Origin of the sequence: Thalassospira sp. HJ (assembly GCF_000948415.1) — a bacterium.
Classification (GTDB): domain Bacteria; phylum Pseudomonadota; class Alphaproteobacteria; order Rhodospirillales; family Thalassospiraceae; genus Thalassospira.
On record NZ_JYII01000020.1, the window covers coordinates 366,120 to 380,404 of the forward strand.

At 56.0% G+C, this 14,285-nt stretch carries 17 protein-coding genes and 1 pseudogene; 14 read left to right on the forward strand and 4 right to left on the reverse strand.

The window, feature by feature from the left end; genetic code table 11:
- Positions 1-66 precede the first annotated feature (66 nt).
- Both rdgB and rph read right to left on the reverse strand, forming a co-directional pair.
- Positions 67-666 carry an RdgB/HAM1 family non-canonical purine NTP pyrophosphatase gene (gene rdgB, locus UF64_RS17400; protein ID WP_044829856.1) on the reverse strand — a complete coding sequence of 200 codons (600 nt, stop codon included), beginning with the start codon at positions 664-666 and terminating at the stop codon, positions 67-69.
- Between the two features lie 74 nt (positions 667-740).
- Entirely contained in the window at positions 741-1,457 is a 717-nt protein-coding gene (rph, locus tag UF64_RS17405; RefSeq protein ID WP_044829857.1) for a ribonuclease PH, read from the reverse strand.
- A 282-nt stretch (positions 1,458-1,739) separates the two neighbouring features.
- Here rph and hrcA point away from each other — a divergent pair, with 282 nt between their 5' ends.
- From hrcA to cobB, 3 genes are all read left to right on the forward strand, one after another.
- The gene (gene hrcA, locus UF64_RS17410; RefSeq protein ID WP_044829858.1) at positions 1,740-2,798 is read left to right on the forward strand and encodes a heat-inducible transcriptional repressor HrcA; all 1,059 of its coding nucleotides are present in this window, start codon (positions 1,740-1,742) and stop codon (positions 2,796-2,798) included.
- Positions 2,799-2,849: 51 nt separating this feature from the next.
- Positions 2,850-3,491: a nucleotide exchange factor GrpE gene (gene grpE / locus UF64_RS17415; protein ID WP_044829859.1), complete on the forward strand. Its 642-nt coding sequence runs from the start codon at positions 2,850-2,852 to the stop codon at positions 3,489-3,491.
- Between the two features lie 408 nt (positions 3,492-3,899).
- Positions 3,900-4,646 (forward strand): Sir2 family NAD+-dependent deacetylase, encoded by a 747-nt coding sequence (cobB, locus tag UF64_RS17420; RefSeq protein WP_044829860.1) that lies wholly within the window; start codon positions 3,900-3,902, stop codon positions 4,644-4,646.
- 8 nt (positions 4,647-4,654) lie between these two features.
- Here the strand turns inward: cobB and UF64_RS17425 are convergent, their stop codons facing one another.
- Positions 4,655-5,335 carry a helix-turn-helix transcriptional regulator gene (locus UF64_RS17425; RefSeq protein ID WP_044829861.1) on the reverse strand — a complete coding sequence of 227 codons (681 nt, stop codon included), beginning with the start codon at positions 5,333-5,335 and terminating at the stop codon, positions 4,655-4,657.
- A gap of 89 nt (positions 5,336-5,424) precedes the next feature.
- Between UF64_RS17425 and UF64_RS17430 the strand changes: the two genes are divergently transcribed.
- Both UF64_RS17430 and UF64_RS17435 read left to right on the forward strand, forming a co-directional pair.
- On the forward strand, positions 5,425-5,754 hold the full coding sequence (locus UF64_RS17430) for an NIPSNAP family protein (RefSeq protein ID WP_044829862.1): 330 nt from the start codon (positions 5,425-5,427) through the stop codon (positions 5,752-5,754).
- Positions 5,751-6,098: an antibiotic biosynthesis monooxygenase gene (locus tag UF64_RS17435; protein WP_044829863.1), complete on the forward strand. Its 348-nt coding sequence runs from the start codon at positions 5,751-5,753 to the stop codon at positions 6,096-6,098. Before UF64_RS17430 ends, UF64_RS17435 begins: the two co-directional genes overlap by 4 nt.
- A gap of 23 nt (positions 6,099-6,121) precedes the next feature.
- Here UF64_RS17435 and UF64_RS17440 read toward each other — a convergent pair whose 3' ends face one another.
- Positions 6,122-7,084 carry a DMT family transporter gene (locus UF64_RS17440; protein ID WP_044829958.1) on the reverse strand — a complete coding sequence of 321 codons (963 nt, stop codon included), beginning with the start codon at positions 7,082-7,084 and terminating at the stop codon, positions 6,122-6,124.
- A 247-nt stretch (positions 7,085-7,331) separates the two neighbouring features.
- Between UF64_RS17440 and UF64_RS17445 the strand changes: the two genes are divergently transcribed.
- From UF64_RS17445 to UF64_RS17480, 9 genes and pseudogenes are all read left to right on the forward strand, one after another.
- Positions 7,332-8,270: a LysR family transcriptional regulator gene (locus tag UF64_RS17445; RefSeq protein ID WP_044829959.1), complete on the forward strand. Its 939-nt coding sequence runs from the start codon at positions 7,332-7,334 to the stop codon at positions 8,268-8,270.
- A gap of 90 nt (positions 8,271-8,360) precedes the next feature.
- Positions 8,361-8,870, forward strand: coding sequence for a glycosyltransferase (locus UF64_RS21025; RefSeq protein WP_235285134.1), 510 nt, complete (start codon positions 8,361-8,363; stop codon positions 8,868-8,870).
- A 33-nt stretch (positions 8,871-8,903) separates the two neighbouring features.
- Positions 8,904-9,227, forward strand: a pseudogene (locus UF64_RS21030) (galactosyltransferase-related protein); the annotation flags it as partial.
- Positions 9,228-9,402: 175 nt separating this feature from the next.
- Positions 9,403-9,927, forward strand: a complete 525-nt coding sequence (gene ppa / locus UF64_RS17455; protein ID WP_008888719.1) for an inorganic diphosphatase — start codon at positions 9,403-9,405, stop codon at positions 9,925-9,927.
- Positions 9,928-10,098: 171 nt separating this feature from the next.
- Complete coding sequence (locus tag UF64_RS17460; RefSeq protein WP_082049855.1) at positions 10,099-10,647, forward strand: O-acetyl-ADP-ribose deacetylase; 549 nt, start codon at positions 10,099-10,101, stop codon at positions 10,645-10,647.
- A gap of 14 nt (positions 10,648-10,661) precedes the next feature.
- Entirely contained in the window at positions 10,662-11,204 is a 543-nt protein-coding gene (locus UF64_RS17465; protein ID WP_044829864.1) for a L,D-transpeptidase, read from the forward strand.
- An 82-nt stretch (positions 11,205-11,286) separates the two neighbouring features.
- The gene (locus UF64_RS17470) at positions 11,287-12,261 is read left to right on the forward strand and encodes a DUF2333 family protein (protein WP_044829865.1); all 975 of its coding nucleotides are present in this window, start codon (positions 11,287-11,289) and stop codon (positions 12,259-12,261) included.
- Between the two features lie 174 nt (positions 12,262-12,435).
- Positions 12,436-13,005 carry a NifU family protein gene (locus UF64_RS17475; protein ID WP_044829866.1) on the forward strand — a complete coding sequence of 190 codons (570 nt, stop codon included), beginning with the start codon at positions 12,436-12,438 and terminating at the stop codon, positions 13,003-13,005.
- 267 nt (positions 13,006-13,272) lie between these two features.
- Positions 13,273-14,262 (forward strand): glucosaminidase domain-containing protein, encoded by a 990-nt coding sequence (locus UF64_RS17480; protein ID WP_044829867.1) that lies wholly within the window; start codon positions 13,273-13,275, stop codon positions 14,260-14,262.
- Positions 14,263-14,285: the final 23 nt, after the last annotated feature.

Consider the following 14,285-nt stretch of genomic DNA (forward strand, 5'->3'; position numbering starts at 1 on the left):
ACACGCACCGCCGATCATGACATCAGCGATGCGTGCATGGGATAGATGCGGGCGTGTTGCCCCAAATCAGTCTTCGAAGCAAGCCTTGACCAACTGGGCAAAGGCATCGGCCCGGTGACTCATTTCATGCTTTTTCGCCGGATCCATTTCGCCAAAGGTTTCATCATAACCCTTGGGCTGGAAAATCGGGTCATAGCCAAAGCCATGCGGGCCGCGCTTGGGCCAGACGATCTCGCCATCGACCTTGCCTTCGAAATTCTCGACATGCCCGTCCGGCCAAGCCAGCGACAGGGCACAGATAAACGACGCACGGCGGTCCGGGTGGCTGCCAATGCCGTTCTGGACCTTTTCCATCGCCATGTCGAAATCCTTGTCCGGCCCGGCCCAGCGCGCGGAATAAATCCCCGGTGCGCCATCAAGGGCAGAAACCGCAAGGCCACTGTCATCTGCAAGGGCCGGCAAATTGGCGCCATTGGCGGCTGCCGTTGATTTCAGCTGCGCATTGCCGATGAAGGTCTTTTCGGTTTCTTCGGGTTCGGGCAGATCAAGTTCACCGGCCGAGAACACCTCGATCCCGAACGGGGCGAGCAGTTCGGCGATTTCCTTGATCTTGCCTTTGTTATGGCTGGCGATGACGAGTTTTTTTTCCGTAAAACGACGGGCCATGGTCTTGCCTGAAATGCGATGTCCAACAGATGCGAAAAGCGGCAGCTGGGATGCCTGCCGCCAAAGACCGGGTCTTAAAGACCCAAAGCCTGCTTTTGTTTTTCAAACAGCTCTTTGCAGCCTTTTTCGGCCAGCGCGAACATCTGATCATAAGACGCGCGATCAAACGGCACGTCTTCAGCCGTCGCCTGGACTTCAACAATGCCGCCATTGCCCGCCAGTACGAAGTTGGCATCGGCCCCGGCATTGCTGTCTTCGGCGTAATCAAGATCAAGCACCGCTTCGCCGTTATAGATCCCGCAGGAAATGGCCGCGACCGGCTGGGTCAGCGGGATTTCCTTGATCAGGCCAAGGCGACGCACACCCTGAAACGCCAGATGGGCGGCAACATACGCGCCCGTGATCGATGCGGTACGCGTGCCGCCATCGGCCTGAATGACATCGCAATCAAGGCGCATCTGCATTTCGCCCATCGCCTTCATGTCGGCAACCGCACGGATCGAACGGCCGATCAGGCGCTGAATTTCCTGGGTGCGGCCCGACTGACCACCGCGGGCGGCTTCACGGTTCATGCGGCTATCCGTTGCGCGCGGCAGCATGCCATATTCTGCCGTGATCCAGCCCTTGCCGGAATTGCGCATCCAGCCCGGCACCTTGTCTTCGACCGTCGCGGTACAGATCACGTGCGTGTCGCCGAATTTGATCAGGCAGGAGCCTTCGGCATATTTGGAAATGCCGGTTTCAATCGTCACATCACGAAGCTGATCGGGGGTACGGCCGGAAGGGCGCATGAGAAGGAACCTCTTGGTTGTCTTGGCGTGTTCACAGATCGGAACAGCGTAATATTGTCCGGTAAAATTTGGCCCAAAGTAAGATGTGACCCACCAAACGTCCAGCAGTTTCCCCGCATGTTTTCATCGGGTTTCGCGCAATCGGGATGCAATGCAGTCAAACCAACAACTTGAAGCAATTTCACAAGCGCCGCGTTGCAATCGGCCCTGCAATTGACGCAATGCGTTTGCCTGACTAAATTCTCATCAGTTTCACGACAACAGGGCCAGACCCGATACCCGATGGCGCATTTTGACGATACATTACTGGGCGACATGAATGCGCGGTCACGTGAAGTGTTCCGCCAGATTGTCGATGCCTATGTCGAAACCGGGGAGCCGATCGGCTCGCGCTCAATCGCGCGGCGCATGTCGGAAAACCTTTCGGCTGCGACCATCCGCAATGTGATGTCCGATCTCGAAGAAATGGGTCTTCTGGTCGCGCCGCACATTTCGGCCGGGCGCCTGCCCAGTGAAAAGGGCCTGCGGCTTTTTGTGAATGCCCTGATGGAAGTCGGCGACCTTCCCAATGCCGAACGTGACCAGCTGACCAAGAACTGTGAACAGGCGGGATATTCGCTTGATCAGATGCTGGGCGAAGCAACCATGATGCTATCGGGCCTGTCGCGTTGTGCGGGGCTTGTGGTGGCGCCTAAGACCGATGGCATTCGCCTCAAACAGATCGAATTCGTCGCCCTGTCGCCGGGCAAGGTTCTGGCGGTGCTGGTTTCCCAAAACGGCAATGTTGAAAACCGAATCCTTGATGTTCCGGCGGATTTGCCCGCCTCGGCATTGACAGAAGCGGCAAATTATCTAAATACCCGGTTGGCTGGAAAGACGCTTGATGATGCGCGCCTTCTGATGACCCAGGAGCGTGATCGCCTCAAGCAGGAGCTTGATGAGCTTTCCGCCAATCTGATTGATGCGGGCCTGGCAACATGGGCCGGCGGGGTCAAGGGATCGTCCCTGATTGTAAAGGGGCAATCCCAGCTGCTCGAAAATATCGATACGATTGAACAGCTTGAGACCGTGCGCCGCCTGTTTAACGTGCTTGAAGCCCGCGATCAGATGATTGAATTGCTCGATGTGACGACGGATGCCCAAGGTGTTCAGATTTTCATCGGGTCGGAGAATAAACTGTTCGGCGGATCGGGTCTTTCGATGGTGATTTCGCCCTATCAGAATGCTGAAGGCAGCATCGTGGGTGCAATCGGGGTTGTCGGACCGACCCGGATCAATTATGCCCGGATCATTCCGCTGGTCGATTACACCGCCAAGCTGGTCGGTCGACTGATTGGATAAATCGCGGCGCTGCGTGTCAGGCCGCATAACGTGAAAGTAGCAAGGTTAGCCATGTCGGAAACCGCAAAGAACACTCCGGAAGATCTGCAGGACGTCAATGCAGAGGACACCGCATCGGAAGAGGTCGCAGCAGAGGCGACTGAAGAAGCCGTTGAAGATGCCGCACCCCAGGACCCGGTCGAGGCCCTTCAAGCCGAAGTCGCGGAACTGAAAGACCGTCTGCTGCGTCAGGCCGCCGAGGTGGAAAACACCCGCCGCCGCGCCAAGAAAGACGTCGAGGATGCCGGCAACTATGCCATTACCAAATTTGCCCGCGACCTTCTCGATGTCAGCGACAACCTGCGTCGCGCCCTTGATGCCGCCGGTGACACGTCCGGTGCCGATCCGGCGATGAAAACCCTGTTTGACGGCGTCGAGATGACCGAACAGGCCCTTCAGAAGGCGCTTGAAAAGAACGGCATCGAAAAGCTTGAGCCGCTTGGCGAAAAGCTTGACCCGAACAAACATCAGGCCGTGTTTGAACTGCCGCATCCGGAATATCCGGATGGTCACGTCGCACAGGTCATGCAGGCCGGTTACGTGCTTAAGGGCCGCCTGCTGCGCCCGGCCATGGTCGGTGTCACCAAAAACCCGGCCGGTGAAAAACCAAGCCAGGATGACACCCCGGGCGGCAATGTTGATACCTCTGCCTGAGGCCATCCGAGAAGATAAACCGGTTTTAGCGGATCGGGTTTAGGGTCAGGACCCATTAATTTGATTTGAATGGCAGACGTTATATTTGTGAAATCCAAGGAAAAGCTCGCGGGGCGGGCTTGCATCCCGGCCAAGGGGTTTGACGAAGGAGTTTGCGAATATAACGTCTGTCCTTCGGATTTACCGGATTTGCGCGGGCTACTTTGTCGTAAAACTTTGAAAGATGTATATCTTCCTGCAGTTTTGCTCCGCGTATCTGCACAAATCTGGTAAACCATTTAAACCAAATTAATGGGTCCTGACCCTAAAAACAGCCTCGCCAGACACACTTGGCGAGGCTGTTTTATTTGCATTAGGCTAGGGTCAGGACCTAGTGACACAGACCACAAGCACAGGACTGCCTTCCCCATGCCGCTTAGCCCCAATCTGATCGACATACTGCGCGATGAAAAATCCCCGATTGTCATCCTGACGGGTGCGGGCATTTCCAAGGAAAGCGGGCTGCATACTTTCCGCGATCCGGACGGCATCTGGGCAAAATACGATATCTCCGAGGTCGCAACACCCGAGGCCTTCATTGCCAATCCCGATCTGGTGCATCATTTCTACAATGACCGCCGGGCGAGCCTGCATGACCCGGATGTGCAGCCCAATGCCGCCCATCTGGCGCTAGCACGGCTTGAGGCCGAATGGCCGGGTGACGTGCTTCTGGTCACCCAGAACATCGATGATCTGCATGGTCGGGCGGGATCAAAAAACCTGATCCACATGCATGGCGAACTTTTGAAAATCCGCTGCAATCACTGTGACCTGCTGACCGAATGGCCGGGTGACCTTGCCAAGGAAACCCCGTGCCCCAGTTGCGGCAAGGCTGGCGGCCTGCGCCCACATGTAGTGTGGTTTGGCGAAATGCCCCTTGAGATGGAACGCATCTATGCAGCCCTTGGCGAGTGCGGGCTTTTTATCTCCATCGGGACATCGGGCAATGTCTATCCGGCCGCCGGGTTTGTGCAGATCGCCCATGAAGAAGCAGGGGCAGAGACGGTCGAGCTCAATCTCGAACCCAGTTCCGGTGCCACCCAGTTTGATCACAGCCGCTATGGCCCCGCCACCGAACTGGTGCCAGCCTTTGTCAGCGCATTGCTTGGCGATTGATAAAAGACTTACGGATTGATCAGATCACGAAATGATTGCTCGCCCGCATCGCTAAAACGCACGATCCGCGACTCCGGCACCCGCCGCGCCCAGCCAAGATCATAAAACCGGTCCAGCAAGGCGGCCCCGAAGGAGCCCGCCAGGTGCGATTGCCGGGCACTCCAATCCAAACATTCGCGACAAAGCGGTCGGCGCTTGGCCCGCAAGCCGTCCAGATCAATGCCAAACCCGTTGGCAAAATCGATCCCGGCCGGGGTCAGGGCAACGCCATTCACGTCGCTTTCAATGAGCTTGCGTTTGGCAAGACCATCAAACAGTGCCACCCCCATGTCACCGGCCAGATGATCATAACACACCCTTGCCTTGCGCAATTCCGGATCCTTGGGGCCGGTGCGCACCCGGTTATGCCCGACGCGGTTGGCAATCCCCATCAGGACTTCCAGGGCTTCAACAATATCAGGTCCGCTTAACGTGAAATAGCGATGCCGCCCCTCTTTGCGCGGTTTGACGATCTGACCGGCTTCAAGCTTCGCCAGGTGCGAGCTTGCAGTTTGCGGCGTCACACCGGCTTCCTGTGCGAGTTCAGTCGCGGTAAGCGCCCGACCACTCATCAGCGCAGTCAGCATATTTGCGCGCGCCGGATCACCAAGCAATGCGGCCACGCGGGCAATATCGGGTCCTTCTTTCATAGTTCGATGCTAATCGAAGCATTGATGCGCAGCAATCGGGATAATGCAGCTGTCACCCAACAAGCCCCCTCTCCTGAAAGGACGCTGTCATGATCACCTGCTTCATCCGCTATGAGATCGACCCCTACAAAAAAGACGCCTTTATTGAATATGCCCGCAACTGGGGGCAGGCCATTCCACGCTGTGGTGCCGACCTTGTCGGCTATTTCGCCCCGCATGAGGGATCCGTTTCGACCGCCTATGGCATCTATCATTTGCCCGATCTGGCATCATATGAAGCCTATCGCGCACGGCTGAAGGATGATCCACTGGGACGGGAAAACTATGAGTTTTCCCAGCGCGAGAAGTTTATCCTGCGCGAAGAACGCCAGTTTCTGAAACTCGCATCCGCACCGCATTCGGAGCTTATCAAACCATGATTGCCGTCATTTTCGAGGTCACACCACGCGAAGGGCGTTATGACGATTACCTGGCAATTGCCGGTGATCTCAAACCCGTGCTGGAAACCATGGATGGCTTTATTTCCATCGAACGGTTTCAAAGCCTGACCCATCCGGGCAAGGTTTTATCGCTGTCTTTCTGGCGCGATGAAGACGCCATTGCCGCTTGGCGCAATCTTGGGGAGCACCGCGCTGCCCAGACCAAGGGTCGCCACAAGATCTTTGAAGATTACCGTTTGCGAGTGGCCGGTGTGATCCGCGATTACGGCCTGAATGACCGCGATCAGGCCCCGGGTGATTCGCGGGTCCAACATGATCACTGATCGGTAACAGTGATTACCGGGGTTCAGGCCTTTGCCCGTTTCGGGGATGCTTCTTCATCCCCGATTTCACTACTCTCGGCGAATTCGGCGAACTCTTCTTCCACAGCATCCTCGACCGCTTTGGCGCCGCCCTTGTAATCAAGCAGCATCACGGCAAGCACCACGATGCCAGCCCCGATAAAGATGACCGGCACGGGCAGCATGTCAAAGAAGATCAGATCCATCGCCACCGAGAACGGAAGTGCCGTATAGGCCGCGGGCGATACCACGCTGGCATCCGCCACCCGAACCGCGCGCAGCACCATGTAATTGGTCAGCATGGCAAAGAAACCGGCCCCGGATGAATAAAGCCAATCGGCCAGTGACGCCGGATGCCAGGTGATCATCGCAATAGGCACCCAGATCACAATCGCGATGATCTGCGGCCAGAACAGCATGGAAAAATTGGTCTCAGTGCGGGTCAGCACCTTGGCAAACAGGGTCTGGGCAGAAAAGCAAAACGCCCCGATCAGGGCGGCGGCCACGCCAAGCGGCACACCAAAGCCATCCATACGCGGGAAACACATCACCCAAACACCGACAAGGCCCAAAAGGGTTGCGATGATTTTGCGCGGGGTCAGTTTCTCGCCCAGAATCACCACCGCCAACATCACGGTCAGCAAGGCTTCGACAAACAGATAGGCATTGACCTCGGCGATGCTCATCTGGCGCAGGGCAAAGAACACAAAGAACAGCGACCCGTACCACAATACGCCGCGCGCAATATGGGCCATGGGCCGGCGCGTGCGGATCTGGCGCGTGCCGATAAACATGACGATGATCAGGAACACCGCAACCGTGGTCAGCGCGCGCATCGCTAAAATCTGCGATGTCGGAACATCGTGGGAAACAAGCTTGGCACAGACATCAACAAAAACGCCCGAAGCCATGGCGGCCGTCATCCACAGGACGCCGCGGAAATTTCCGCTCAGTCGCGTTGCGGTCATGGTCATTCCTGATTCTTAAGGGGTGCAGGGGTTTCCGGCCGTCAGGGAGTGACGGGCTTACGAGGTGGCGCAAGGGGACATCAAAGAAACATGGCCGGAAACCCTGTATGGCGATGATATTGCCTGCTTGTTTGGAAAAATACGAATGAAGCTTTTTCAGCCATTGTTGAGATTTTTTTGGCCCAATTTCGGGTAAGGCCTGATAGAGAATATAAAACAGTAAAATACCGTCCGGATGGAAACCCCGATGCGCAGAAAGCTCCCCCCGTTGCGCGCCCTCGTCGCTTTTGAAGCCACCGCACGCCATCAAAGCGTGAAGGGTGCCGCCGAAGAATTGCATGTCACGCAAAGCGCGATCAGCCACCAGCTCCGCCAGCTTGAGGAAAACCTTGGCGTGGTGCTGTTTACCCGCAAGGGCCGGGGATTGACGCTGACCAAATCGGCCGAGCTTTTGTTGCCCCGTCTGACAGAGGCGCTTGATGGTATTGCCGATATCACCGGTGAAGTCGGCCCGGACAAGGGCAAGGCGATCCGCATTGGCGCCTTGGCCACCCCGGCACTGACGGTATTGCTCTATGAGCTTGATAACCTGCGTGACCGTTTGCCGGCTGATATCCCCGTTCAGTTTCGCAAGATCGAATTTGATGACGGGCTTGATCCGCTCGAGATCGATCTCGCCCTTCAGATCGCGCCAAAGGATCTGCCCGGCCCCGAAGACTGGATTACCGAGCTTCTGACGCCAGAAGTCTATACCGCGTTCGCCGCCCCGGAATGGCTCGCCAAGCGTGGCTATGATGCCAGCAATGTTGACGTCGGCAACCTTGGCCCGCGCGATATCCTGCTGATCGACAGCGACAGCGAACAGTTTTCCCAGATCGAGCAATGGTTTAGCGATGCCAGTTTCTCACTCGCTGATTGCTGGACCTTCAGCCATCATATCTGGGCACTTGAAGCGGCCCGCGCCGGTCAGGGGATTGTCGCCAGCACGGATGTGGTTGCACGCAACTATGTTGAACGCGGCGAGCTGGTGGCACTTAACTTCCCGGAATTCATCTCGCACTGGTGGTACCGCCTGCTGATCCGCCCAGCACGCGAAAAAGACCCGATCGTCATCGAAGCCGCCAACTGGATCCGCGAACTGATCAACCCGAAAACCGCATCCCTTGCGCGTAAAAAGATGATGTAACGCCATTGTCGTTGTTCTTGGCCGCTCGAAAGGTTAGGATTTGGCCATAAAAATCAGCCTTAAGCCAATGAACGGGGTTATGTGGGGAAGATGACATCCTTGGTGTCAGTCGTGGTCACGACTTATAACTGGCCGGAAGCGCTTTCCTTGGTGCTCAAATCGCTTGCCGATCAAAAAGATCGCAATTTCGAGATCATCATCGCTGATGATGGCTCCGGTGATGAAACCGTGCAGGTCATCAAGGACTTTGTCGCAACAAGCCCGATCCCCGTCAAACATTACTGGCACGAAGATAACGGCTTCCGCGTTGCCAAGGCGCGCAATGGCGCGATTGGATTGTGTGAAGGCGACTTGGTGGTCTTTATTGACGGTGACTGCTGTGTGATGCCCGATTTCATCACCCGCCATCGCAAGGCAGCAACCGAGGGCTGTCTGGTATCAGGCAAGCGGGTCTTCCTCAAAGAACGTCTGACCAATACCCTTCTGGCGCGCAAATGGGCCTTTCACAAATGGCCGCGCCCGCTACTGTTCCTGACCGCCCTGTTTGGTTTCGCCAACCGACCGTTTCAATTCATTCGCCTGCCGCATCATGGCCCCTAGCTTTGGGAACATGAAAAATGCTGGCAAAAGGCGCAAACCTGCAATCTTGCCGTCTTTAAATCCGACATCGATCGGGTGAAGGGCTTTGATGAAAGCTATGAAGGTCACGGCTTGGAGGATTCAGATTTTGTCCTCCGTCTGCTGCGATCCGGCCTGAAGCGCAAGAATGTCGAGTATTGTTCGCCGGTCCTGCATCTTTTCCATGACCGAAAGATCGCCCAGCGCCACGAAGGTGCGAACAATAACGGCAAGCTCTTCAACGAAATGCTGCTGGCTGACACCGAGCGTTTTCTGCCCCTGACGGCAACCAAAGACCCGGCACATAAGCCGGAAAAGGTCCTGGAAGCCGGCGAATAGGCAATCACGCAATTTTCGACCAAGGATGCATGCCGACCCCCTTGGAAGCGAGGGCGTTTCGCGATAAAAGGTCGGCGTCATTCTCCTTCGGGTGCATCTACAGCATCTTCGAAGCTCATATCAGCCGCCCTGGTGATCGGGGCATGCGTTCAAAAAGCGAAAGGGATTTTCCCAGATGGATCTCAGCAAGATTGCCGTTGGCAAGGATGTTCCGTGGGACGTAAACGTCGTCATCGAAATTCCGCAGGGCGGACCGGTCAAGTACGAAGTCGATAAAGACTCCGGTGCTGTCTTTGTTGACCGTTTCCTGCACACCTCGATGTATTACCCGGTCAATTATGGCTTCATCCCGAACACGCTGGGCGAAGATGGCGACCCGGTTGATGCTATGGTCATGTTCCGTGAGCCGGTCGTTGCCGGTTCTGTCATCCGCGCACGTCCGATCGGTGTTCTGATCATGGAAGACGAAGCCGGTCAGGACGAAAAACTGATCTGCGTTCCGCATGACAAGATCGACCCGTACTACACCGACATCAAATCCCACGAAGATCTGCCGCAGATCCTGCGTGACCAGATCCAGCACTTCTTCGAGCGTTATAAAGACCTCGAAAAAGGCAAATGGGTTAAGGTCACCGGTTGGGAAGGCGCTGAAAAGGCCGCCAAACTGATCGAAGAAGGTGTGACCCGCCTCGGCAAATAAGCCAACTACACCGCCGTCTTCGGACGGGCATCGATATCAAACGCAACGCTCCGTCACATTGGCGGAGCGTTGTTTTTTTGACTTATTGGTCGCGTAACAATACTTTGGTGCAGGGGCGCCACCCTTACAGGGTGGTATTGAGGGAAAAATTCACGTTACAGGATACCGTTCGTGACCCACAAAACCGCGCCTGAGAAAACCCACACCATCAACATCATTCTTGATGACATCACGAAGCTTGAGGTCGACGCCATCGTCAATGCCGCGAATGAGGCCCTTCTGCCCGGTGGCGGTGTGTGCGGAGCCATTCATCGTGCGGCGGGGCCGGAACTCGAAGCCGCCTGTCGTCCGCTTGCCCCCTGCCCGACGGGAGAAGCCCGCATCACCCCGGGTTTCGGGCTAAAGGCAAAATACGTCATTCACACGGTCGGCCCGGTCTGGCATGGCGGCACGCAGGGTGAAGCAGATCTCTTGGCAAGCTGTTATCGCCAATCGATCTTGCTGGCCGCCAAGAACAAACTGGCATCCGTGGCGTTTCCTGCCATATCCACGGGCATATTTGGCTATCCGGAAGACCAGGCTGCCCAAATTGCCGTATCAACCATACGTGAACTGACTGGCGAATTGCCCGAAATGCCACAAATTTACCTTTGTTGTTTTTCAGCTTCAGCATGTAGCCACATTGAATCCGCCTGCCACCAATATGATCAAAACCGATAAGGTCCCAGAATAGAATGCAAAGCGACGCTGTTGCAGCCCCTCCGTCCCAAACTGTTGAACTGTCTGCCTCGGCCGACGGGATCTTGCGCGTGGGTGATCACGAATTTCGCTGCGCACTCGGAAAGAACGGCATCACCGATGCAGAAACCAAGACCGAAGGCGACGGCAAGTCACCTGCCGGTCGCTGGCAGTTGCGCTATGTGATGTATCGAGCCGATCGCAGGCCCTGCCCGCGGACCAAGCTTCCGGTCACCACCATCTCGTTTTCCGATGGCTGGTGCGATGATCCCAAACACCCCTATTACAACTGCCCGGTCCGCCTGCCCTTTGATGCCAGCCATGAAAAGCTGTATCGCGAGGATGACGTCTATAACATCATCGTTGTGCTCGGCCATAATGATGACCCGCCTGTGCCCGGCAAGGGATCAGCGATCTTCATGCATATCGCCAAACCCGACTATAGCGGCACCGAAGGTTGCGTTGCCCTGGCCGAAAAGGATCTGGAAACGCTCCTTGGGCTGGCGGGCTATGAGACATTCATCACCATCAATGCGTAAAATCATGGACTTGCCGTTTGAATGGCAACAGCCTAGGTTCTAATGCTGATTGCACGTGCCCGATCAATTCACAGGACAGGCCATGATTGAAGACGATTATCTTTACAAAAAAGGCGGCGTTGCAGGATTTGGGTCCCGACTGAAAGCCATTTTCGGATCGGGTAAATTCTGGACACGCAGTCTTGCTGTAATCGTTCTGATTGCCGTGATCTATTATCCGGCAGGCATGGCGCTTGTGCATCGCATCGATGACAATCCCGACTTTGTCGGCAATTACAAGGGCGGCAGCCACGCGGTCAATACGGCCGCCGGCCTGATTGATCGCGAAGTCAATCAGAACCGCTGGACGGCCAATGACCCGTTCTTCCTGCCAAGCAGCGCACTTGATAACATGCCGAACTTCCAGACCGGCATCGTCTATGCCCTGTCGCGCTTTGCCATCGAGCTGTCCGATCAGATCGGCCGTACCCGTGGCTCAAGCCAGGTCGACCCGGATCTTGATGATGCCGCCGGCCTTTTGAAATTCCGTGGTGACAAATGGGTGTTTGATCCCAGTGTCTCGCTTCTGCCCGGTGTCACATCCGAGCAGCAATATCGTCAGGCTATTCGGTCACTTGAAAGCTATAACGCGCGTCTGCTGAATGGCGAGGCCGTGTTTGAACGCCGTGCTGACAACCTGCAGGAAACGCTGAACCGCTTTGCCAATGATCTTGGTTCGGCATCCGCCCTGATTGATGACAAGGTCGAAAACCCGTCGATCTTTGATCGCACGGCCGATGATGTTTTCTATGCCACCAAGGGCCGGCTTTATGCCTATAGCCTGATCCTGCGCGACCTTGGCACCGATTTCGAACAGATCATCAATGAACGCCAGATCGCACCGGCTTGGGCTGAAATGATCGGATCCCTACAAGCCGCCGCCGCCCTTGACCCGATGGTGGTCGTCAACGGATCGGCTGATGGCATCGTTTTCCCCAACCATCTGGCAGGGCTTGGCTTCTATCTGCTGCGTGCCCGCACCCAGATGCGCGAAATCAGCAGCATCCTGCAACGCTAACGCCGCAGCTGACGTCAATGTGATCACAGTTTGCGGCCGATGGAATACCTGAGTTGCGCGCTGCGACTTGATCTTTTGTGTTTTTTGCCCCATTTAGGGCCTAACAAAATGAAATGCCGACTGTTGAGCGGGCAGCATAAGCCCCGACAGTCAGAGTGAGAGGACAAGCCGACTATGTTCATTCAGACCGAACCGACCCCAAATCCGGCGACACTCAAATTCCTTCCGGGTGAGGAAGTCATGGGCCGCCTTGGCACTGCAAACTTCGTCAAGGGTGACGAAGCCATCAAATCGCCGCTTGCACGCAAGCTGTTTGAAGTTGATGGCATTGCCGGTGTGTTCCTGGGCGGTGATTTCATCACCATTACCAAGGATGACTCCAAGGATTGGCAAACCCTGAAACCGCAGATTCTTGGCGGGATCATGGAACATTACACCTCGGGCCAGCCGGTTCTTGATCAGAACTCCGATGCCGCCACCGGTGCCAGCACCGCTGCCGAAGGCGATGACGAGCTGGTCAGCCAGATCAAGGAACTGCTTGATACCCGTGTCCGTCCGGCCGTTGCGCAGGATGGCGGTGATATCGTCTTCCACCGTTTCGAAGACGGCGTGGTTTTCCTTGAAATGCACGGTGCCTGTGCCGGTTGCCCAAGCAGCACCGCGACACTGAAAATGGGCATCGAAAACATGCTGCGTTATTACGTGCCCGAAGTTCAGGCCGTCGAACCGGTCATGGCCGACTAGGTCCGATCAGGTCATCTGATCCGCACCGGGAAATGGCACCAGACCATCCGGTGAACTGACCGCACGCCTTTTTACGAGTCGTTAACAAATAAAGACGCCCGGCGCGAACTTTTGCCCGCGCCGGGCGTTAAAAATTGGCGCCGAACGAAAAGGTTTTCTTGGCGTTTTCAACTCTCGGAGATATTGCCCGTTGCGGTTATGGCCTGCGGCAGGCATAGATAACCTCCACTTGGGATGGACAGTTCGACTGATCCTGGAGATTCAACAATGGCTAGCGTAAAATCAAACAATTACCGGAATACCGCGCTTGCCTCGATTATCGGGGCTGTTTTTTTCCTGTATATTGGTCTTTTCGCCGGAATTGATCTTTCTCCAACTCCGGAAGGTCTACAGACGGAAACCGCCGAAGTCTCCCCGGACGCGGCTGTCGTCAAGAAGAAGAAACCGGTCTATCGCCGCGGCCCGGAAGTCATCGCACTCAGCCAGTATTTCAAAAGCATCGGCTATCACCTCAACGAGGTTGGCGAAGTCCCGCGCGTCTATATCAAGCGCGTGCCCGATGGTCTTGGTGATCTGGCATCGGTCGATGAACGCAAACAGCTTTTCCTGAAAATCATGCTGCCGCTGGCGATGCGAGTGAACGAGGAAATCTCGGCACGCCGTGAACGTCTGATGGCCATTCAGGCCAAAGGCATTTCAGGCACCCCGGTCAGCCAGTCTGACCAGCAGTGGGTCAACCAGCTGATGAAGCGCTATCGCGTGACCGATGGCGGCATCAATGCCCTGCTTGAGCGTATCGACGTTATCCCGACCTCGCTCATCCTGGCCCAGTCGGCCGAGGAAAGCGGTTGGGGCACGTCGCGCTTTGTGCGCAAGGGCAACGCCCTGTTTGGTCAGTGGGCCTGGGGTGATGACGAGGGCATCGTGCCCAAGGATCGCGAAGACGGCAAAAACCACGTCATCAAGGCATTTGGCAGCCTAATGGACAGTGTTCGGGCCTATGCGCGTAACATCAACTCGCACCCGGCCTATCAGGAACTGCGTGAACGCCGTGCGTCCTTGCGTGCCGAAGGACAGCTAATCAGCGGCTGGGAACTGGCCGAAACCCTGACCAAATATTCCGAACGCGGTGCAGAATATGTCGGCAGCCTGCACGCGATCATGAGCGTGAATGGCCTTAATGAACTTGATGGCTTGACCTTTGCGGTTGGAGAGGTACCCCCACCGCCAAAAGTGCTCGCCGCCCTTGAGGAATAATCCTCAAGCGGCACATCAGGATC

Excerpts from the sequence above, each read along its gene's own strand:
- rdgB (WP_044829856.1), bottom strand. The coding sequence starts at position 666 with ATGGCCCGTCGTTTTACGGAAAAAAAACTCGTCATCGCCAGCCATAAC.
- rph (WP_044829857.1), bottom strand. The coding sequence starts at position 1,457 with ATGCGCCCTTCCGGCCGTACCCCCGATCAGCTTCGTGATGTGACGATT.
- hrcA (WP_044829858.1), top strand. The coding sequence starts at position 1,740 with ATGGCGCATTTTGACGATACATTACTGGGCGACATGAATGCGCGGTCA.
- grpE (WP_044829859.1), top strand. The coding sequence starts at position 2,850 with ATGTCGGAAACCGCAAAGAACACTCCGGAAGATCTGCAGGACGTCAAT.
- cobB (WP_044829860.1), top strand. The coding sequence starts at position 3,900 with ATGCCGCTTAGCCCCAATCTGATCGACATACTGCGCGATGAAAAATCC.
- UF64_RS17425 (WP_044829861.1), bottom strand. The coding sequence starts at position 5,335 with ATGAAAGAAGGACCCGATATTGCCCGCGTGGCCGCATTGCTTGGTGAT.
- UF64_RS17430 (WP_044829862.1), top strand. The coding sequence starts at position 5,425 with ATGATCACCTGCTTCATCCGCTATGAGATCGACCCCTACAAAAAAGAC.
- UF64_RS17435 (WP_044829863.1), top strand. The coding sequence starts at position 5,751 with ATGATTGCCGTCATTTTCGAGGTCACACCACGCGAAGGGCGTTATGAC.
- UF64_RS17440 (WP_044829958.1), bottom strand. The coding sequence starts at position 7,084 with ATGACCGCAACGCGACTGAGCGGAAATTTCCGCGGCGTCCTGTGGATG.
- UF64_RS17445 (WP_044829959.1), top strand. The coding sequence starts at position 7,332 with ATGCGCAGAAAGCTCCCCCCGTTGCGCGCCCTCGTCGCTTTTGAAGCC.
- UF64_RS21025 (WP_235285134.1), top strand. The coding sequence starts at position 8,361 with ATGACATCCTTGGTGTCAGTCGTGGTCACGACTTATAACTGGCCGGAA.
- ppa (WP_008888719.1), top strand. The coding sequence starts at position 9,403 with ATGGATCTCAGCAAGATTGCCGTTGGCAAGGATGTTCCGTGGGACGTA.
- UF64_RS17465 (WP_044829864.1), top strand. The coding sequence starts at position 10,662 with ATGCAAAGCGACGCTGTTGCAGCCCCTCCGTCCCAAACTGTTGAACTG.
- UF64_RS17470 (WP_044829865.1), top strand. The coding sequence starts at position 11,287 with ATGATTGAAGACGATTATCTTTACAAAAAAGGCGGCGTTGCAGGATTT.
- UF64_RS17475 (WP_044829866.1), top strand. The coding sequence starts at position 12,436 with ATGTTCATTCAGACCGAACCGACCCCAAATCCGGCGACACTCAAATTC.
- UF64_RS17480 (WP_044829867.1), top strand. The coding sequence starts at position 13,273 with ATGGCTAGCGTAAAATCAAACAATTACCGGAATACCGCGCTTGCCTCG.